The sequence below is a fragment of the Mucilaginibacter sp. 5C4 genome, from assembly GCF_034345625.1.
Classification (GTDB): domain Bacteria; phylum Bacteroidota; class Bacteroidia; order Sphingobacteriales; family Sphingobacteriaceae; genus Mucilaginibacter; species Mucilaginibacter aurantiaciroseus.
The window spans coordinates 3,092,485-3,112,544 of record NZ_CP133775.1 but is presented as its reverse complement, the minus strand read 5'-3'; the positions used below and the strand labels follow the sequence as shown (position 1 = coordinate 3,112,544).

The window sequence follows — 20,060 nt, the reverse complement described above, 5'->3', positions numbered from 1 at the left end:
AGGCCAATGTTACTGCCCGGCTTGCTTCAGTAAAGTTCGGGTACACTTTCTCAAGCAACCCAACTTTAGGGCACGATTCATCCGTTCTGCAATCACGTTATCACGGAGAACTTCCCTTTACGTCATAAATGGATGTAGCGGTACCCAATACGGGTAAAAACCATCTGTTTCAATTACAAAATCCGTTGCCGATATTGCGTAGTCTCAATTGTGCTTATATCTTTTTTAACGCCTGCATAAACTGCAATGGCGATTTGCCAAATTTTTTTTTAAATGCCCTGGAAAAATTCGAGTTGCTTTGCAGGCCAATCCTGTCGGCTACTTCATTCATCGCGATATCTTCATGCGTCATAATCTGAATGGCCTTTTTTAAGCGGATAGTCCTGATAAATTCACCAACCGATTGGTCTGATATACCTTTTAATTTTTGATAGAGCTTGGTACGGCTTATATACAGGTGCTTGCATAAAAAATCAACGTCCAAGTTCAGGTCTTGAATGTTATCTTCAATTACCTTTAATAATTTATTAAAAAACTCTTTGTCCTTTTCGGAGTGTACCAATTCGGTAGCTTCGGCCAGGTAATCGTTAGTGTACCGTTGTTTTAGCTTTTCGCCCTGCTCAAAAATGTTATGTACAGTAAGCAGCAAAAGGTCTACGCTTATAGGTTTGGCAAAATAAAAGTCGGCGCCCGATTCCATTCCTTCAATTTTGGTATCTAAGGCGTCTTTAGCAGATAGAATTACAAAAGGGATGTGACTGGTTTCAAAAGTATTTTTAACAAGCTTACAAAGCTCTATACCATTCATCCCGGGCATCATTACATCACTAATGATCATGTCTGGCACCTTCTCGGTCGCTACTTGCATTCCGGCGTTACCGTCTTCGGCCTCGTATATATGGTAATGTTTTTCAAAGGCCTGTTTTAAGAAGGTGCGCAGCTCCTGGTTATCCTCTACAAGTAAAATGTGCTTGCGGCTTTTGGCCATGATTTCAATACCCTCTTCTTCGTATTGTGGTAACGGGAGTTGAATGGCGTTGTCAATAAGTCTGATCGGCGATTGTGATATGCTTATTTGATAGCTCGTCATTCAGTTGAATATCGCAAGATAAAACAGGTTTGGTTATATAAGTGTATTGATTGCCCAACTCAACCCTACAAGTACCACAACTTCCCATGCCACAGCATAAACCAAAACCCGTGATTGCCAACCGCTCAGAAATCAGGGTCATCCGGCTATAATATTCATTAGCATAAGTATGGATGATATAACTCTCGCCTTTATAGATTAATGTTAAGATAATATTACCTTTCCCTAATGGCATGGCATGGCATGTAGTTAATACTCATTATTTTGAATCAATTGTAACAGCTTACCATCATCTTTTATTGATATGCTTTTTCCTGCCACTGATATGATATTATCGGCCACCAGATCATTGATGGTACGAAACAATGATTCATAGGCCGCACCTGAAAAAGAAGCAAGATCTTGTTTCGCCAATTCAATATTAATAACCCTATCCTCATTTACGCCAAACTGTTTTTTTAGTGTAATCAAAGCCTGTGCAACACGACCTTTAACCGGCATATGGGCCAGATTACGCATTCTCTTTTCTGAATTTTGGAGCTCACCCGCAAAAAAACGCATTAACCTGACAGCAAACCCGTTGTTAATATTTAAGGAGGATTCAAAAAAATCCATCGGAAGGAAGCATACGGTTACCTTATCCAGAGCGGTTGCGGTAACGGGATAGATAAAATTACCTTCTAAGCCGAGGTGACCTAAAATGTCGCCCTTTTTGGCAAACCTGATGATCAAATCCTTTTCATCATCCCATTTTTTATGGACCTTGACAAATCCTTCATAAACAAAATATATCCCCGTTACCGGGTCGCCTTCCTTGAAAATATCCTGGCCCTTTTTAACCCTGTAGTTTTGCTTATTCAATTCGATAGCAGGTTTCCAGTCACCAACACAGGTTTTACATAAAAAACAGGTATCAAGGTCACACTTATATTTAGCTTTTTCCATTCGATCTTTGTGGGGCTTAATAACTAATTGCTAAAATAATAAATCCTTTCCCTAACGGTAATTATTAGTTGAGAGATTTTCTAATGATGATTTTATATGCAATATAATTATGCAAAATTAAACCTTTTTTATAACAATAAAATTGCACATGCAATATAAATCTTTTGTTTCTTGTGGTATCGGTTCAAATAATTCATACTTTTGCCCCGAAATATTTTCGCATTGTATCCATATTTCAAATCATGAAAAATCAACACCAATCAGGTGGCATTCCTATTTCTCCATTATTGTCCGGTATAAGTACAGATTCACCGGGCTCAAACACAAATTTTTCTAAAAGCAGGTTGTTGCGCATATCCGCCCTATCTATCCTGGTGGCGGCGGCTATTAGCTTGATCGCCAAATTTTTGATTACGCTTATCAATATCGTTACCAATCTCTCCTTCTTCGGAAAATTGGCTGTGGCTTATCATAGCCCAGCGGGTAATCACTTAGGGCTATGGGTCATCATTGTGCCCGCTGTCGGCGGTGTATTGGTAGGACTAATGGCGTTGTATGGTTCAAAAGCGATTAGAGGACATGGTATACCGGAGGCAATGGAGCAGATTTTAACCAATCAGAGCCGGATCAAACCATCAATTACCTTATTAAAGCCCATTTCTTCTGCTATCGCCATTGGCACAGGCGGGCCCTTTGGGGCGGAGGGGCCAATTATAGCTACTGGTGGTGCACTCGGGTCAACGCTCGGGCAATTATTTAAAATCACTTCCAATGAACGGAAAATCATCCTGGCTGCCGGGGCAACCGCGGGCATGTCAGCCATTTTTGGAACACCAATAGCTGCCGTTTTTTTAGCGATAGAACTATTGCTTTTTGAGTTTTCCCCGAGATCGATACTTCCGGTTGCTTTGGCCTGTATCACAGGAGCGGCAGGACATCATTTATTATTTGAAGCTGGGCCGGTATTTCCGATGCCCAATTTAGATACGCCTACCAACAGCGCGCTGGCCATTTACAGTGGCATAGGTCTGTTCATAGGATTTCTGTCTATCGGTGTAACCAAAATAGTTTATTTCATCGAGGATGCTTTTGAAAAGCTTCCGATCCATTGGATGTGGTGGCCTGCTCTGGGTGGATTGGCAGTTGGCCTCATTGGCTATTTCGCACCGCATACACTCGGTGTAGGATATGACAATATTATCAGTGTCTTATCCGGGTCAGTTGCCATCATTCTGTTACTGCGGTTATTCTTTTTTAAATTCTTGTCTTGGGCTATTGCTTTAGGCAGCGGAACTTCGGGTGGCACCTTAGCGCCATTACTAACAATTGGCGGTGCAAGCGGGGCATTAATCGGGGCAATTATTCTTTACGTTTTCCCCAACGTTGGTATCAGTGTACCTATGGCCGCCCTGATCGGCATGTCGGCTATGTTCGCAGGCGCGTCCAGGGCTTATCTGACCAGTATTACCTTTGCTTTGGAATCAACCGGACAGTTCCATGCTTTACTGCCGCTTTTGGGTGCATGTACCGCTTCTTACCTGGTATCTTTTTTTTTAATGGAAAATACGATAATGACGGAAAAAATTGCTCGTCGTGGCGTTTCGACACCCGATTCTTTTGAACCTGATGTACTGGGTAAATTAACAGTAGCGGAAATCAGCAATGCGAACGACCTTATTTTCAATATCGGGTTGGAAATCCGCGAGGTAAGGGATATTATAAAATCTGAAAATAACGACACGCAGTATTTTATCGCAGCTGATGATCAGGGAAATTATTCGGGGATCGTAAGTGCTGCAGATATCAATAAACATGACATGGATGGTACTGCCCCTTTGAAAAGTATCCTGCAATCGTCTAATCAGTCAGTAAAAAGCAATGATAATTTACGAAAGGCGGTGGAGTTAATGGCAGAGAGAAATGTTGAAGTATTGCCGGTTGTAGCACAAAATAAGGTAACCGGTGTGATCAGTTGTAAAGACATTATCAATGCATACAAATTTTATCACGAAGAGAATGACCGGGTAAATACTCACATTTCATTAAAAAGACAACGCTTGAAAGTCGTCGTGCGCGGCAGGGAACTATTTAAACCTAAAGCTTAACGGTGTACTAATTTATATGAAATGAAAATTGTAGCCCAGTATCTGATGGCTGTTTACATAGGGGTAAGCTTTTTAAGCCTCTATAGTTATCTGGTTGATAATATTCTACATTTCTCACCATTGACAATGCAGTTACAACATCTGATAAGTTACCTTGTATATTTCATTCTGTATAAGACCTGGCTATTTGGCCTGATCTTACCCGTTTATTATTTTATGTTTTACAAATGCTACGGCATGGAAAAGATCCTTTATAAAATTACATTCATCATTGTATAGGCTGTATGCTTAACCTCAATATATTTAAGGCGGGACTTGGATTTTACGGAGCCCCTAAAGGTATTAGGTTGTTTGTTGTTTATTTTTTAACCGGGCTTTCATTGTTGTTTGCCCATGTAAAATATTGGCATAAAAGGGATAATAACAGTAGCTGCAAATCATCGTCTGTCGACACTCTTTAATATGCTATATGCTAAATAGTGGCTATGTGATCCTTGATTTTCAGGCTTCGTAAATAATATTCAATATAGATTTTAATAAAAAACCTCGCAAGTACCGTTGTACTTGCGAGGTCGGATGTACTCCAAAAGGTATCAATAACCGGACGCTTTTTAGAGGATATACAGACATTAGGGAGTTTAATCGCATAAAGAGCGATAGGTAGCGGGATGGATATTCGGACGTTTTTTAATTCGATTTCCTACCAAAATCTTTTTGTGCTTAAAGTAATATGCCAAAATCCATCAGGGTATTTTAATCCCGAACTGATAGCTCTGCCCATACTGGCGTGTGCGACCAAAATCATACCAGCCACCATTAGGTTTCGGTTTCCCATAGCCAAGCCGTATCAACCCCTGTAGATTGGGGATGCTTACCCTTATTGAATCTACTTTAGATGCTTCCGATAATTCGAGGTTGAGAAATGTCATTTGCTCGCTTTAAAGCGTTATCAAAGGTATCTTTGATATTTCCTTTCCCGATTTGAAATAATAAGCGCGCTTTCTTCAGTTCGCCCATGACTTGTTCGTTGGCCACTTCTGAAATGATCAATTTCGTTCCTTGCCTTTTCATTTCCTTATTTACTTCTCTTAATACCCTGATACCAGTGGCATCGATAACGGGCACATTCCTCATCCTGATGATCAATACCTTGGCAGGCCTCTCCAAAACTTTCATGGCATCCTTAAACTTATAAGCCGCGCCAAAAAATAAAGGGCCATTGATCTCAAAAACGTCAACGCCTGTAGGAATATTTTCCGGCATAAGCACTTCGTCAGTATTATCTGCCGAAGAAACCGCTTGTTTTACAGAACTCGCCTGCATCATTTTTCGCATAAACAGGAAGGCTGCCATTATCATTCCTATTTCAATAGCTACCGTCAGGTCCACGAATACTGTCAGGGCAAAGGTGGTTATCAACACTGCTGCATCACTTTTTGCCCCTTTAAATACATCTATAAAATTTTCTGTTTCACTCATATTCCAGGCCACTACGATGAGTATACCCGCAAGCGTTGCCATCGGGATGAGCGCGGCCCACTTGCCAACAAAAAGTAAAATGATGAGTAAGGTAATTGCATGGACAATACCGGCAATAGGTGTTCTTCCCCCGTTTTTTACATTTGTAGCAGTCCTTGCAATGGCCCCGGTTGCCGGAATTCCACCAAAGATGGAAGAACAGATATTGGCAAATCCCTGGGCAATTAACTCTGTATTGGAGCGGTGATTTCCACCGATCATACCATCTGCTACTAACGCGGATAATAATGATTCTATACTGCCGAGCAGCGCAATCGTAAATGCTGGCCGGATCAGCTGCTGTAAAGTGGCGAAGCTCACTCCGGGTATGACAGGCTTGGGTAGGGAGGTGGGAATAGCACCAAACCGGCTGCCGATGGTTTCTACCGGAATTTTAAAAAAATAAACAGCCAGCGTAGTTAGGACAATGGCAATTAATGATCCTGGAACCTTATGGGTGATTTTGGGCCATAGAAAGGCAATCAATAAGGTAAAACCCCCTATGCCGGCTGCATATAGATTTACAGCAGACAGGTGCCGGCCATACGCTACCCACTTGCTGATAAAATCAGCCGGGACGTTCCCCATTTTTAATCCCAACAAGTCCTTTACTTCGGATGAAAGGACGATGACTGCAATCCCGGTAGTAAAGCCAATAATCAGGGGATAAGGAATATACTTGATGGCACTCCCTAATTTGGTTAGCCCCATAATAATCAGCAATATGCCCGCAATAAAAGTGGCGATAATCAAACCATTGATGCCGAATTGCTGGACAATGCCATATACCACCACGATAAAAGCCCCGGTTGGCCCACCGATCTGTACCCGGCTGCCTCCCAAAACCGATATAACCAAGCCCGCAATGATGGCCGTAAAGATTCCCTTTTCAGGAGAAACACCTGAAGCAATAGCAAATGCAATAGCTAAGGGCAGCGCAACAATGCCGACAATTACCCCGGCAATTACATCTTTAAAAAACTGATCCCGGTGATAGTTTTTTAAAGTATCAATTAACTTTGGTTTAAACATGATTTTTATTTTAACTTATCATTATTCCTATAACAGGGCATGAAACCACCCCGTCCTATTTCATTATCCACATTTTCAATACCCTGCTATAGGAATTATTGACCAATTGGTAACCCGGAGGAACTTGTGTATCAGGGGCATGAAAAGTTACCAGCCTCGTTTCAGGAGGTTTTTCCTCCAGCATTTGGAAAACAAACCTGCTATACAAGTTATATAGTTCAAACGAAGTCCTTACCGTATAATCTATCCGGCTATCGGGCTCAATATTTTCATAGAAAGGATTGTAAAAATAAAAATGGTCGTAATTTTTAAAGTCCAGTTTCCACAGAAAAATGTTTCGGGGTGAAAAAATCCTGCTGTAATACAGAATTTCCCTACACCGCTGCCAATATCCAAAACACTGGTATTGGGAATAGACAAAAAATCACCTGCCTTTTTTGCGATGTCCACAGGTGTCCAATGCATCTGGGACAGTTCCTGGATATGTTCGGGGTACAGATCATCAAAAGCGGTATCATGACGGAATAGCGTAGGGTTTAATAGCTCATTAAGCATTCTTCTGTTTTTTCTTTGGGTTTGAAAATTTCTAAATCGCGAACGTAAAAATTGTACTGTTTCCATTTGGTCAGGTTTTGATCCACATTTTCATCAAGCCATTACAGGAAATATCTGCCAGTTTAAAACCGGGTGGTATTTCCTGCTCAAAACGATGAATGGTAACCAGCCGGGTTTCTGAAGGCTTTTTATCCAGTGCATCACAGAGATATTGATTATAGTAGTTATAAAGGCTTACTGACAATTCTATGCTATCATCTATTTGATTTTCGGGGTCAATGTTCTCATGAAAAGAATTATAAAAGTAGAAATGATCGCACTCCTTAAAATTGACCTGGGTGATGTTGGCGTAAATAAAAGTTACATTGGATAGCTTTGTATATCCTTTAGCCTCTTCGGCCAGGTAAATTAATTCATGCCTTTGTTCAACACCGTAGAAAAAAGTTTCGGGAAAATGATGGCCCGCTGCCAAACAAAACTTCCCAACCGCTGCCAATGTCCAACACCCTTGCACCTAGTTCCGCCAGAAATTCAGCCGCTTTGCGGGCAATAGCCAGTGGTGTCCAATGTTTAAGGGACAGTAATTGGAAATGTTCTGGGTCCAACCAGTCGAATGCAGCATCATTTGTAAATAAGGATGTATTTAAATTATCCTTCTTTAGTTTTATAACAGGTCCGCCCTGATGGTCTTCCGGGAAGGGCGGGAAATAAGAAAATGGGTAAGCTTTCATGACCTGCAAATTTAGCCGTTGCAGGAAAGCGATTTACCGTAAGAAATCAATGCAGAAGCTGATATTTATCAGTTTTAAAAAATTCGTACCTTTATATGATGAGTTTGTCTGGAATTTTCCCTATCGACCGATGGAATTTCACTACGCAATCGATCCTTAATGTCCTTTCCGAAGAAGAATATGCAGATTTGGTTGCTAATCAAAGTGACCAGAAATATCTGAAAGGTGATGTTGTTTTTAGAGAAGGTTCCGTACCCGCAGGTATTTTTTTAATAAGAAGCGGTAAAGTCAAAAAGTACAAAGTGGACAATTTGGCAAAAGAACAGATCATTTACGTGGCTAATCATGGCGAACTGATCGGTTATCACGCGGTTTTATCTGAGGAAAGATACCCTGATTCGGCGGCCGCTATAGAAGACAGTTTGATTAGTTTCATACCCAAAGAAGATTTTATAAGTATTTTACACCGCTCCCCTGCTTTTACACAGCGGTTATTAAAAGCTTTAAGCCATGAATTTACGGTATTAGCGAACAGTATTTCCGTGATCGCGCAACGAACAGCACTGGAACGGCTTGCTATTTCCTTGATCGTACTCCGGGAAAAATACAAAGAAGAAGGATCGGATGAAAAGGAAATTATTTTAAATATCTCCAGAATGGACCTGGCTGGTATGGCGGGGATCGCCCAGGAAAATGTGATTCGGCTATTAAAGGAGTTTAAAGCAGAGGGGATTTTGGAAACGGATGGCCGGAAGATACGGATCAAGGACATCAAGTTGCTGATCAAAAAATCAAATTACAAATAAAAATACTGGTTACTTCTCAGTTAAGGTTCATCAGAAAAGCCACCTAAACAACATCCATGAAAAATGTTCGTCCGGTTGGCAACTGGAGGTGTTCAATATATCCATTCACTAACCTGTTTTGAATAAAAGAAGAATTTTGGCAAATTAAAAATATAAATGAAAAACCCGCAAGTACGCCGGTAGTTGCGAGGGTTTGTACTCGGAACGGGAATCGAACCCTTAGCTTTAACTATTCAAATAATTTAATAAATGTTTCTGCTATGACTTTTTGCAAAGCAGTTTCAACATCACATTGATTTGCATAATGCGGCCACAGTTTAAGGATGCCTTCGATTTGCCTGATGATCTCATTGGGCTTTTTTATGGTCATTTGTTTGGCCACTTCCAGTAGGTCTTTCCGGTCTATGCCCTGTCTTTTGCCGTTAACACTTAATGATTGCTGGTATCATAAGCCATTACATAGGGTAGGGGCAGGTGGCCTACAGTAACCCATGGGCTATCAGGTCGGTAAGCATGGCATACATCATAAGCCGGGGATATTGCCCATTTTCCTTGTTGATCCATTGTAAAGGCAAAGTTCTTCGTATGGTGCGACTGTGTTTGCCGTAGAAATTGTGTCTGCGGTGCCGTTCTTCCAATAAATCGCTGAGTTATACCCGGCCTTATTTATAAAACCTGCTAAATAAACATCATTATTTGCAAAGGCTACTCCCTCTACAGACGAGGCAGAAGTATACCTAGTCAATATCGTTTCAATCCCGTTTTTCCAAAATGTTGCTTCCTGAGAGGTTCCATCAATACTTGCGTGACCGCCGACATATACATCCTGACCACTTACGAATATGCAGCGCGCCGATGCGTACGACTTGCTGCTGTTGGTCGGAAGGTGAACATCGATGCCGTTCAGCCTGATAATTTTTTTCTGTAAACGTCTTTTCAGATTAGGTTTGGAATAGTATAATAGGCATGGGCAGAAGATAAGTTATCGGTTATAACAATGAAGATATCATCAGCTCAAGCGAGCGCTGATTGGAATTATCTATCCTGAAATTTTTAAAGATAATTTTCCCATTCTTATCTATTAGGAAATTTTCGGGTTCATCTATTACACCAAAATATTTTTGAGCGAACTCAGCCGTACCGCGTAAGGGGATAAAGGAATATTTTGTGTTTCTCATAAAGGGCAACACATATGGATCTTGCGCAGGTATTATATTTACCCCTAAATACACAACATCTTTCGCTTTGAATTTGTTAATTACAGCCTGAAAGTGCGGGAATTCCGCCCTACAGGGGCCGCAACCGGGAAACCAAAAGGTGAGTAGTACAACTTTGCCTTTCAAGTCGTTCAAGTTTAATTTATTCTTACCGGTATAAAGACCCAGTTCAAATGAATAAGCAGGAACTGCCGTACCGTTTCTAATCGCCTGTATATCGTTTAATAATTGTCCCTCATTGTTGCCGATTTTTTTCCCTACTGATTCAAGCTCGGTGTAAAGCTGATCGGTGGGTAGCTTTGCAAATTTTACAACAAGGCTATCGTAAGCAATTTTAATGTTTCCGGCTTTAACTTGTATGGAAGACTTTTTTATCGTAATGAAGTCATTAATGTAATTGAATCGTGGTAATTTAAGCTGGGCCAGCTCGGCAAGCGCGTCCTTTCGCTACATACGTTCGCCAGCTAATCCCCTGGTCAGCTTGCCACGGAATCACATGGTCCATTTCCCCGGAATATACAATGATAGCGATAACAATAATTAAAACCAGGCTATTTCCTGGAACAATGGTGTGCGATAATCCATGTACCAGTTTTAAGCCTTCGATTGCAGAAGTAATAGAAATAGGAGGAGTAATGATACCATCAGCCAGTAATGATCCGGCACCTACAATGGCAGGGATGGCTAGCCATTTGCCATAACGCCTCACTAAGGCATAAAGCGAGAAAATCCCGCCTTCCCCACGGTTATCCGCCTTTAAGGTAATGAATACATATTTGAAGGTGGTTTGCAGCGTTAGCGTCCAGAAAATACAGGAAATAGATCCTAAGACAAGGCTTTCATTAATTTTGTCCCCTTCGATAAGTAAAGTTTGAAACACATAAAGTGGTGAAGTATCGCCGAAAACTATTCCGAGGGTGATCAGCATTCCTGCAGCTGATAGCTTTTTTAACTGTTGATCCATAGTTTAGTTTTCATCGTTGTTCCTGGATAAATTCACTAAAGTGCGATCTTGGCGCATTAAAAAGACCCAATCCTTACGGTTCATTTATTTCTTTTTCATAGCAATCTGAAATTTCAGGAATAGTTTTATTCAAGAGGATTTTTATTTTAGATACACCAAAAGACCACGGTAATTCTCTCGATTCAGGCTTTAAAAACTTTGAACCCTACCTTAACCTTTATGATCAATTGCCTACTAAGAGTTCTTACCCTAAATCCAACATAATCTTTTTGATTTATAGGGTAATGCACTGTTAAGTGCATGTTAATTTAACTTTATATTAATAATATTAATAATAGATAAATTTATTTAAATTATTGAAAACAATTCATTCGATTTTCGCCTTATAATTATAACAACATAAAAACGAAATTATGAAACATTCACATCACGAGGAAGCTGCAAAGCACCACACAGAGTCTGCAAAGCATCACACAGAAGCTCACAAAAACCATTCTGAAGGGCACGATGAAAAAGCCGCTCATCATGCCCATGCGGCTCAGGGACATTCTGACAAAGCTGGAGAACATGCATCTGAAGCAGCTAAAAAGCATTCAGAAAACGCAGCTCTTCACACTCACACAGTTTAATCCAAACAATAAGCAGGCCACACTATCGTGGCCTGCTTTTGGGTTTTGGATAGTTTTTCGGGCAGCCTGTTAATTGGTATTCCCTTTATTCGCAGTTGAAAATTCCCCGCTATTATAAGCTGATAGGAATTGATTAAAATCATCAGAAACCTGTTTTGAATAATTCATAGCATAGTCTAACAACGGTTTATGCCAATCTTTTTGCATACCAAACGCCACTAGTTCGTCAGTAATTGAAGCGTTTTGTATCCCACTGCTTCGGATCTGTGCAGCCGCAGTTAACATCGCCATATCTTTGATCACCTGGTCTAGATATTTATATTTATCTTCTATCAGTTCAAAATTAATTCTATCTGCCGCAGGCTGCATTTCCTGAAGAACATAAGTATCTTCTTTAAAAATGGTCGGGCTTAACAAAGCGGGTGAAACATTTTGCATTCTTTGCGTAGTCGTTATTACCCGTTCTGCTTCCGACTTCCAGGCGGGTTGTTTAATCGCGTTATAGGGGAACGATGAAGAATCCCTGCTTTCTTTCATTTCCACCAATATATATTTCTTTTTAGTCCGGGTACTTTCCAAAAGAAACATATATCGTTTTAAGCCAACACTACCTGTACCAGCAACCCGGAAGGCAGCGTCTTTAACTTTATAATTATTGGGCCATTCCACGGTGTTTTTTGTCCAGTCAGTTAAATGTCCGGTGAGTTCCGCTTTTAAATTTTTTTCAATTTTAAAATGGATTTTAGCATTGATGTGTATTTCTAAATGGCTGGATTTTGGATCAGTTACACTTTTGATTAAATCGGCTTCTTTCCTTTTTTTTACTGTTTTCATGAAATTTTTCACGACCCCCTCGGCTGTCCTCGGGTCAATTTAATGGGCTTTACTTGGAGATTCCGGAGCCATTGACCATGCGATTCCGTGCGCCTCAGAGCACCTATTTATGTAAACAGGTAGAAAAAATGAAATTAATAATCAAGGATTTAATATGGTCAAAGTGTTCCGGAATCGTCTGCCTGACATTCCAGAACGAGGTGTCAATGGCTCCGGAATCTCCAAGATGCAGGGTATGATGGTTATTTATTTCTTGCATTGTCAGGAGGAATCGCCGCAAAAGCAGGTGGCTCAAGCATGGTAAAAGGTATCATCAGGATCTGCTTTTGGGGAACTATAGCCATGGGGATTACCGCTTTGGTAGGATATTTATTCGGCGCAAAGACCGGGTAAGTTCAAAACAGTTATAAACTTACGTCCAAATATTCATTTTAATTAAAACTTTTACTGCTTTTATGTCTTGTATGAACAGCAGTTCTTAACGGCCATAAAATTGCAATCAAACATAAAAGGCCCTTAAATTATCTTTTTTCCTGCCCAATACTACTGCTTCATTATTATTTTCATTTAAAACCTGCTATGATGAGATCAAACAAAGGCACTGTATTGACCATTAATGGCGGTTCATCCAGTATCAAGTTCGCTTTATACACCGCAGATATTGCTTTGAAGCTTTTATTATCAGGTGCGGTTGAAAATATCGGTACCAAAAATGCCAAACTAAATTTCATTAACGCTGCCACGGGCGAACAACATACGGTTCCTATTAAAACTTCCAATTATCAGGACGTTGTCCAGGATTTCATGGATTGGCTGGGAAAACAAGATGTTTTTAATTCCTTAAAAGCCATCGGGCACAGAGTAGTCCATGGTATGAGCCATACCAAACCTGAAAAGATCACCATTCAATTATTGGATAAACTCAAAGAGATCAGCGCCTATGACCCGGAACATCTGCCGGAAGAAATTAAACTGATCGAACAGTTCAATAAGCATTACCCATCATCCGTGCAGGTAGCGTGCTTTGATACCGCATTTCATGCCGCCATGCCATTAGTCGCTAAATTATTGCCTATTCCGCGCCCCTTCAGTAAGATTGGTATCAGGCGCTACGGTTTCCATGGCCTGTCTTATTCCTACCTGATGGAAGAACTGGAAAAGCTTGCCGGTAGTGCAACAACGAAGAGCAGGGTCATCTTAGCGCATCTTGGAAGCGGCGCCAGCCTTGCCGCAGTCAAAAATGGTAAAAGCATAGATACCAGTATGGGCTTTACGCCAACATCGGGGATACCGATGAGTACACGGACAGGGGATCTTGATCCGGGGGTGGCGGCTTACCTGATACAACACGAAAAATTGAGCCCGCATCAGTTCAATCACCTGGTCAATCACGAATCCGGCCTGCTGGGTATTTCTGAAACCAGCGCCGATATGCAGGAACTGCTCCAAAGCCGTCATACCGATCACCGTGCTGCCGAAGCCATTGATTTCTTTTGCTATCAAACGAAAAAATATATAGGCGCTTATGCCGCTGCTTTGGGCGGCTTAGACACTTTGGTATTTTCAGGGGGCATTGGTGAACATGCGCCCGAGGTACGGGAAATGATTTGCAAGGACCTTCAATTTTTAGGAATTGACCTGGATAAAAAAAAGAATACTAAAAATGAAGCGATAATCTCTAAAGTCACGAGTAAGGTCGCCGTTCGTGTCATTCCAACCAATGAAGAATTAATGATAGCCCGCCTGGTTTGCCGGGTAATAAAACAGGATATAAAAAGATAATTATGGAAACAGATTTGATGAAGCCGGAAACGCTAACGCCCGAATTGTTGTACAAGATCAACGCCTATTGGCGCGCAGCCAATTATTTGTCCGTAGGGCAGCTTTATTTGCGGCATAACCCGTTATTACGTGAACCTTTAAAGCTGGAGCACGTAAAAAATATGTTGCTCGGACATTGGGGTACTACACCGGGGCAAAATTTTATTTACACGCACCTGAACCGTGTCATCAATCGCTTCGACCTGAACATGATCTATGTGTCCGGGCCGGGACATGGCGGGCCTGCAGTTGTAGCAGGCACCTACCTGGAAGGTACCTACACCGAAGTTTATCCAAACATTACACAGGACGAAGATGGTTTAAAAAGGCTCTTTACCCAATTCTCTTATCCGGGTGGCATTTCCAGCCACGCTTCACCACAAACACCCGGGTCTATCCATGAAGGCGGTGAATTGGGCTATTCGCTTAGTCATGCCTTTGGTGCTGTACTCGACAACCCCGATCTGATCGTCGCCTGTGTAGTAGGTGACGGAGAGGCTGAAACTGGGCCGCTGGCTACAGCCTGGCATTCCAATAAATTTCTAAACCCGATTACCGACGGAGTGGTATTACCAATACTCCATTTAAACGGCTACAAAATATCCAACCCAACGGTATTAGCACGTATCAGCCATGAGGAACTGGAACAATTGTTTTTGGGTTATGGCTGGACACCTTACTTTGTTGAAGGGGATGAGCCGATGGCCATGCATAAGGCGATGGCTGAAACATTAGAGAAAGTAATTGAAGCCATTAAAGAAATAAAGGCAAATAATGGTACCGGTCGTCCGCGCTGGCCGATGATCGTCTTGAGATCACCGAAAGGCTGGACAGGGCCTAAAGAGGTGGATGGATTTAAGATTGAAGGTAATTTCAGGTCGCACCAAATACCGCTTGCTGTTTCTGCATCCGCCCCACCTGAGCATTTGCAGTTATTGGAAAACTGGATGAAGAGCTATAAACCGGAAGAACTATTTGATGTTAAAGGGCGATTGATGCCTGAACTGGCAGAACTGGCACCAAAAGGAGAAAGACGGATGGGTGCCAATCCTCATGCCAACGGGGGCCAGTTGTTACGGGACTTACGCCTGCCTAATTTCAGGGACTATGCCGTAAATGTGGAAACTCCCGGTGCTGATGGTGAAGGTGATACCTATGTTTCAGGTCGCTTCCTGCGCGATGTGATCAAAGAGAATAGCGAAAGCCGCAATTTTCGAATTTTCGGGCCGGACGAAACGGTATCAAATAGGTTAGATGTGATATTCGAAACAACCCAGCGGCAATGGGATGCTCCGATAATCGCCAGTGATGAATTTCTTGCACCCGAAGGAAGTGTAATGGAAATGCTGAGTGAGCACCAGTGCGAAGGATGGTTGGAAGGTTACTTATTGACGGGCAGGCATGGCTTGTTTAATTGCTATGAGGCATTCATACATATTGTGGATTCGATGTTTAACCAACATGCCAAATGGCTGAAAATAACTTTAGAACTTCCCTGGAGAAGGAAGATCGCATCCTTAAATATCTTACTGACCTCTACCGTATGGCGGCAGGACCATAATGGGTTTACCCATCAGGACCCAGGCTTTATTGATCATGTGGTGAACAAGAAAGCGACCGTTGTGCGGGTTTATCTTCCGCCGGATGCAAATTGCCTGTTATCCGTAATGGATCATTGCCTGCGCAGCTATCATTATGTCAATGTGATCGTTGCGGGTAAGCATCCTGCACCGCAATGGCTCAATATGGAGCAAGCGGTTGACCATTGTACGCGTGGTATTGGCATTTGGAAATTTGCCAGCAATGATCAGGAAGCAGAACCGGATGTGGTTATGGCTTGCAGCGGTGATGTGCCTACATTGGAAGTATTGGCCGCCGTATCCATATTGCGGGAACATTTGCCGGAACTAAAGATCAGGGTTATTAACGTGGTCGACCTGTTTAAGCTGCAAAAGAGCAGCGAACATACGCACGGTTTAAGCGACCCTGATTATAATGCATTGTTCACCACCAATAAACCGGTGGTGTTCGCTTTCCACGGATACCCATGGCTGGTGCACCGTTTAACCTATAACCGGGCTAATAACGTCAATATGCACGTTAGGGGCTATAAAGAAGAAGGGACGATCACCACCTCATTTGATATGACTGTGCTGAACGAAATGGACAGGTTTCACCTGGTGATGGACGTGATCGACCGCCTGCCGCAAACGGGTACAAAGGGTGTTTATTTAAAACAGTTATTGGAGGATAAACTCACTGAACACAAGCATTATATCAGTGCGCATGGTAAAGATATGCCAGAAATCCTCGATTGGAAATGGAAGCTTTAAAAACACCGGACAGCTTCTGGCAGTTCAGCAAGGCGGATGCGCTAAAACAGGTATCCGGCAATGAAAACGGTTTGGATGAGCCGGAAGCGGGCAAAAGAAGAAAGCAATACGGCCCCAATACCATTAAAGCGGATACAGGTTCATCCGCCATTCTGCTTTTCTTGTCGCAGTTTAAAAGCCCGATTACTTTGATGCTGATCGCGGCGGCCTTGTTATCAGCCGGTTTAGGCGATGTAGCCGATACACTGATCATCCTCGCCATTGTGCTGATCAGTAGTTTCCTTGGGTTTTGGCAGGAAAAAGGCGCTTCGGATGCCGTCAAAGAACTGATGAAAATGGTGCAACTGCATTGTGATGTGTTGAGAGATGGAAAAAAAAAGGAGATTCCGGTCGAAGAGGTTGTTCCGGGCGATGTAGTGATCCTATCTGCCGGAGATGTGATACCGGGCGACAGCCTGATACTGGACTCGCAGGAACTATTTGTCGATGAAGCGGCTTTTACAGGTGAAACCTACCCGGTAGAAAAAAATTCAGGCGTTTTGCCTGCTGATACGCCATTGGCCAAAAGAAGCAATGCCCTGTTTATGGGTTCGCACGTGATCAGCGGCAAAGCGAACGCCTTAATAGTAAAAACCGGGAAGCAAACCGAGTTTGGCCAAATATCAGCTGGTCTGCAAGCCAGGATGCCGGAAACTGATTTTGAAAAAGGTATCCGGAAATTCGGCTACATGCTGATGGAAATCACCTTGGTCCTGGTGCTCCTGATTTTTGGCATTAATGTATTTTTACATAAGCCGGTACTGGATTCTTTCCTGTTTTCGCTGGCATTAGCTGTTGGTTTAACGCCGCAATTGCTCCCCGCCATCATCAGTGTAAACCTGTCTACTGGCGCACGTCGCATGGCGAAGCAACAGGTGATCGTTAAACGTCTATCATCCATTGAAAACTTCGGCAGCATGAATATTCTTTGTTCGGATAAAACAGGCACCATCACCGAGGGTAAAGTGAAATTGAAAGACACGCTGGATATAAGCGGCAAGCACAGCGATAAGGTTTTACAATATGCCTGGCTCAACGCTTCCATGCAGCAAGGTTTTAATAACCCTATCGACGCTGCAATTTGTGCGGATTATAAAGGCCCGGCAAATACATACACCGTACAGACCGAGATCCCCTATGATTTTATCCGCAAGCGCCTCACGATACAAGTAAAAAATAACAAGGAGAACTTTGCCATTACGAAAGGCGCGTTAAATAATATCTTAGCGGTATGCAGCAAGGTTGAAAACGCCGATGGGAAAGAGGAAGCGATTAAGGACAGTAAAGCGTCCATACAACTACAATACGAGCAATTGAGCGCCCAAGGCTTCCGCACTTTAGGCGTGGCTTACAAGCCTGCCGATGCCAAACAGGATTTCACCAAAGCGGATGAAAAGGATATGGTCTTTTTAGGTTTCATCACCCTATTTGATCCGCTAAAAGCCAATGTTGCCGACTTGATGGCTAAAATGAATGACCTGGGCGTAAAACTTAAATTTATTACCGGGGACAACGCCCTCGTCGCCAAAAGCCTGGCTTTGCAGATAGGCATCAAAGATCCGCAGATATTGACCGGTGCCGATCTGCTGAAAATGAGCAATTCCGCCTTGTTCCATAAAGCGCCCCTGACCGATGTCTTCGCGGAGGTCGAGCCCAATCAAAAAGAAAGGATCATCACCATTTTGAAAAAAGCAGGCCATGTCGTGGGTTTTATGGGCGATGGCATTAATGATGCCCCGGCACTCCATAGCGCCGATGTAGGCATATCTGTCAATACCGCAGTTGATGTGGCCAAAGAAGCGGCCGACATTGTATTATTAAGCAGTGGTCTTGAAGTCTTGATCGATGGAATTATTGAAGGGCGCAAAACTTTTGCCAATACCATGAAATATATTTTTATGGCTACGAGTGCGAACTTTGGCAATATGTTCAGTATGGCAGGCGCGTCTTTGTTTTTGAAATTCCTGCCCTTGCTGCCGAAACAGATCCTGTTGACCAATCTGTTAACGGACTTTCCCGAAATGGCCATTGCTACCGATAGGGTTGACCAGATCAATATCCAATCGCCGCAACGCTGGGACCTGGGTTTTATCAAGCGCTTTATGATCACCTTTGGCTTGTTGAGTTCCGTTTTTGACTACCTGACTTTTGGCGTATTGCTATTTGTTTTTCATGCGAATGAAAAGTTGTTTCAAACCGGCTGGTTCGCTGAATCGGTCATTTCTGCAACATTGATCGTTTTGGTGGTAAGGACACGGCTGCCTTTTTTTAAAAGCCTGCCCGGCAAATATTTGGCTATTGCTACGGTATTGATTCTGATGCTCGTATTGGCATTGCCATTGACACCTTTAGCCACCTGGTTCGGATTTACCAGGCTGCCTTTAACTTATTATGGCTGGATGCTGCTCATCATTTTGTTTTACCTGGGATCAGCAGAACTGGCGAAGCGGTGGTTTTATAGAAAAATGAATGCTGCTGCAAACAAGCAAATGTTAACGGTGTTGAAAAAGTAAAACATATGAAATGGATATAAAGGAGTTGAAAAACACCGTTAACCACTTGATGTCCGGCGATAAGGGCCTACTGGCGATGGACGAAAGTACGGCGACCTGCAATAAACGTTTCGAAGCGCTGGGTATTCTGCAAACGGAAGAATATCGCAGAAAATACCGTGAGCTGATCGTTACTACGCCCGGTTTGGAAGCCTACATCAGCGGTGCGATCCTGTTTGATGAAACGATCAGACAAACCAACATAGGCGGTACTCTATTGGGATTTAAACCAATTCCATTAACACAAACCCTTGCTGCAATTGTTTATACTTCGGTATGCTTTTTTATATTTAATGACCTTATTAAGTTTTTCCTATTTAAAATATTGCCGCTGGAGCGCACAGTAAAATTGTAAGCGAAAAAATAACATGAAAAAAAGCACCAATCTTCCTAAGCAACTGCAAAAGTGCCCCACCGGCATTAAAGGCTTTGATGAAATTACGGAAGGCGGCCTTCCGTAAAACAGGACCACTTTAGTTAGTGGAAGTGCCGGCTCCGGAAAAACTCTTTTGGGGATTGATTTTTTAATCAATGGTGCAGTCAAATTCAAAGAATCAGGGGTCTTTATGTCTTTTGAAGAGACAGAAGATCAACTTTATGAAGACGTGGTGAATTACAACCCTGGTTTTTTATCCGTTACCGTGATTCTGGTTATCATATCCGCTTGCGCTTGAATTTAAAGGAAGCGCAAATCGGCCCGGTCTTATTTTATGGTTGCTCCTTACTGCTTTTTTTATGTTTAGTTACTGCTTTTGCACCCTACAAGCTTGCCACTTTTAGTTAAGGAACTTTTGTATTAGAGTAAATTTATATAAGCTTATTTACTTATAAATATAAATTATAAATGAAATAACTTATAATAATATGATATAAACAAAATTACTTATAA

General features: G+C 42.2%; 19 protein-coding genes and 2 pseudogenes. 10 read left to right on the top strand and 11 right to left on the bottom strand.

The window, feature by feature from the left end; translation table 11 throughout:
- Positions 1–214: 214 nt before the first annotated feature.
- Entirely contained in the window at positions 215–1,090 is an 876-nt protein-coding gene (locus tag RHM67_RS14590) for a response regulator (RefSeq protein ID WP_322227552.1), read from the bottom strand.
- A gap of 249 nt (positions 1,091–1,339) precedes the next feature.
- Positions 1,340–2,035: a Crp/Fnr family transcriptional regulator gene (locus RHM67_RS14585; RefSeq protein ID WP_322227551.1), complete on the bottom strand. Its 696-nt coding sequence runs from the start codon at positions 2,033–2,035 to the stop codon at positions 1,340–1,342.
- A gap of 242 nt (positions 2,036–2,277) precedes the next feature.
- On the opposite strand from RHM67_RS14585, the gene RHM67_RS14580 reads away from it, so the two are divergent.
- A complete protein-coding gene (locus RHM67_RS14580; protein WP_322227550.1) occupies positions 2,278–4,140 on the top strand; it encodes a chloride channel protein in 1,863 nt (620 codons plus the stop codon).
- Positions 4,141–4,840: 700 nt separating this feature from the next.
- Here RHM67_RS14580 and RHM67_RS20675 read toward each other — a convergent pair.
- The 5 genes from RHM67_RS20675 to RHM67_RS14560 all read right to left on the bottom strand — a co-directional run bounded on the left by RHM67_RS20675 (position 4,841) and on the right by RHM67_RS14560 (position 7,976).
- On the bottom strand, positions 4,841–4,975 hold the full coding sequence (locus RHM67_RS20675) for a DUF4260 family protein (protein WP_369124769.1): 135 nt from the start codon (positions 4,973–4,975) through the stop codon (positions 4,841–4,843).
- A 56-nt stretch (positions 4,976–5,031) separates the two neighbouring features.
- Positions 5,032–6,690 carry a SulP family inorganic anion transporter gene (locus tag RHM67_RS14575; RefSeq protein WP_322227549.1) on the bottom strand — a complete coding sequence of 553 codons (1,659 nt, stop codon included), beginning with the start codon at positions 6,688–6,690 and terminating at the stop codon, positions 5,032–5,034.
- A gap of 243 nt (positions 6,691–6,933) precedes the next feature.
- Positions 6,934–7,311: a hypothetical protein gene (locus RHM67_RS14570; RefSeq protein WP_322227548.1), complete on the bottom strand. Its 378-nt coding sequence runs from the start codon at positions 7,309–7,311 to the stop codon at positions 6,934–6,936.
- Positions 7,312–7,315: 4 nt separating this feature from the next.
- On the bottom strand, positions 7,316–7,717 hold the full coding sequence (locus tag RHM67_RS14565) for a hypothetical protein (RefSeq protein WP_322227546.1): 402 nt from the start codon (positions 7,715–7,717) through the stop codon (positions 7,316–7,318).
- Complete coding sequence (locus RHM67_RS14560; protein ID WP_322227545.1) at positions 7,671–7,976, bottom strand: hypothetical protein; 306 nt, start codon at positions 7,974–7,976, stop codon at positions 7,671–7,673. The genes RHM67_RS14565 and RHM67_RS14560 overlap by 47 nt, the downstream gene beginning before the upstream one ends.
- 98 nt (positions 7,977–8,074) lie before the next feature.
- Here RHM67_RS14560 and RHM67_RS14555 point away from each other — a divergent pair, with 98 nt between their 5' ends.
- Positions 8,075–8,782 carry a Crp/Fnr family transcriptional regulator gene (locus RHM67_RS14555; protein WP_322232198.1) on the top strand — a complete coding sequence of 236 codons (708 nt, stop codon included), beginning with the start codon at positions 8,075–8,077 and terminating at the stop codon, positions 8,780–8,782.
- A gap of 429 nt (positions 8,783–9,211) precedes the next feature.
- Here the strand turns inward: RHM67_RS14555 and RHM67_RS20670 are convergent, their stop codons facing one another.
- From RHM67_RS20670 to RHM67_RS14540, 3 genes are all read right to left on the bottom strand, one after another.
- Positions 9,212–9,421, bottom strand: a complete 210-nt coding sequence (locus RHM67_RS20670; protein ID WP_323514199.1) for a HipA domain-containing protein — start codon at positions 9,419–9,421, stop codon at positions 9,212–9,214.
- 350 nt (positions 9,422–9,771) lie between these two features.
- Entirely contained in the window at positions 9,772–10,206 is a 435-nt protein-coding gene (locus tag RHM67_RS14545) for a TlpA disulfide reductase family protein (protein ID WP_322232197.1), read from the bottom strand.
- A 205-nt stretch (positions 10,207–10,411) separates the two neighbouring features.
- Positions 10,412–10,963, bottom strand: a complete 552-nt coding sequence (locus RHM67_RS14540) for a KUP/HAK/KT family potassium transporter (RefSeq protein ID WP_416182858.1) — start codon at positions 10,961–10,963, stop codon at positions 10,412–10,414.
- A 413-nt stretch (positions 10,964–11,376) separates the two neighbouring features.
- On the opposite strand from RHM67_RS14540, the gene RHM67_RS14535 reads away from it, so the two are divergent.
- Complete coding sequence (locus RHM67_RS14535; protein ID WP_322227543.1) at positions 11,377–11,592, top strand: hypothetical protein; 216 nt, start codon at positions 11,377–11,379, stop codon at positions 11,590–11,592.
- 69 nt (positions 11,593–11,661) lie between these two features.
- On the opposite strand, the gene RHM67_RS14530 is transcribed toward RHM67_RS14535, so the two are convergent.
- A complete protein-coding gene (locus RHM67_RS14530; protein WP_322232196.1) occupies positions 11,662–12,465 on the bottom strand; it encodes a DUF2252 family protein in 804 nt (267 codons plus the stop codon).
- A gap of 219 nt (positions 12,466–12,684) precedes the next feature.
- On the opposite strand from RHM67_RS14530, the gene RHM67_RS14525 reads away from it, so the two are divergent.
- From RHM67_RS14525 to RHM67_RS20660, 7 genes and pseudogenes are all read left to right on the top strand, one after another.
- A complete protein-coding gene (locus RHM67_RS14525; RefSeq protein ID WP_322227542.1) occupies positions 12,685–12,819 on the top strand; it encodes a hypothetical protein in 135 nt (44 codons plus the stop codon).
- A 186-nt stretch (positions 12,820–13,005) separates the two neighbouring features.
- Positions 13,006–14,208 carry an acetate/propionate family kinase gene (locus tag RHM67_RS14520; protein ID WP_322227540.1) on the top strand — a complete coding sequence of 401 codons (1,203 nt, stop codon included), beginning with the start codon at positions 13,006–13,008 and terminating at the stop codon, positions 14,206–14,208.
- A 2-nt stretch (positions 14,209–14,210) separates the two neighbouring features.
- Positions 14,211–16,580 (top strand): phosphoketolase family protein, encoded by a 2,370-nt coding sequence (locus RHM67_RS14515; protein WP_322227539.1) that lies wholly within the window; start codon positions 14,211–14,213, stop codon positions 16,578–16,580.
- Positions 16,568–19,132, top strand: a complete 2,565-nt coding sequence (gene mgtA, locus RHM67_RS14510; protein ID WP_322227538.1) for a magnesium-translocating P-type ATPase — start codon at positions 16,568–16,570, stop codon at positions 19,130–19,132. Before RHM67_RS14515 ends, mgtA begins: the two co-directional genes overlap by 13 nt.
- Before the next feature lie 10 nt (positions 19,133–19,142).
- Positions 19,143–19,526 carry a class I fructose-bisphosphate aldolase gene (locus RHM67_RS14505; protein WP_322227537.1) on the top strand — a complete coding sequence of 128 codons (384 nt, stop codon included), beginning with the start codon at positions 19,143–19,145 and terminating at the stop codon, positions 19,524–19,526.
- Between the two features lie 121 nt (positions 19,527–19,647).
- Positions 19,648–19,845, top strand: a pseudogene (locus tag RHM67_RS20665) (ATPase domain-containing protein); the annotation flags it as partial.
- Positions 19,788–19,955: pseudogene (locus tag RHM67_RS20660) on the top strand (lantibiotic dehydratase C-terminal domain-containing protein); the annotation flags it as partial. The pseudogenes RHM67_RS20665 and RHM67_RS20660, both read left to right, overlap by 58 nt.
- Between the last annotated feature and the right edge of the window lie 105 nt (positions 19,956–20,060).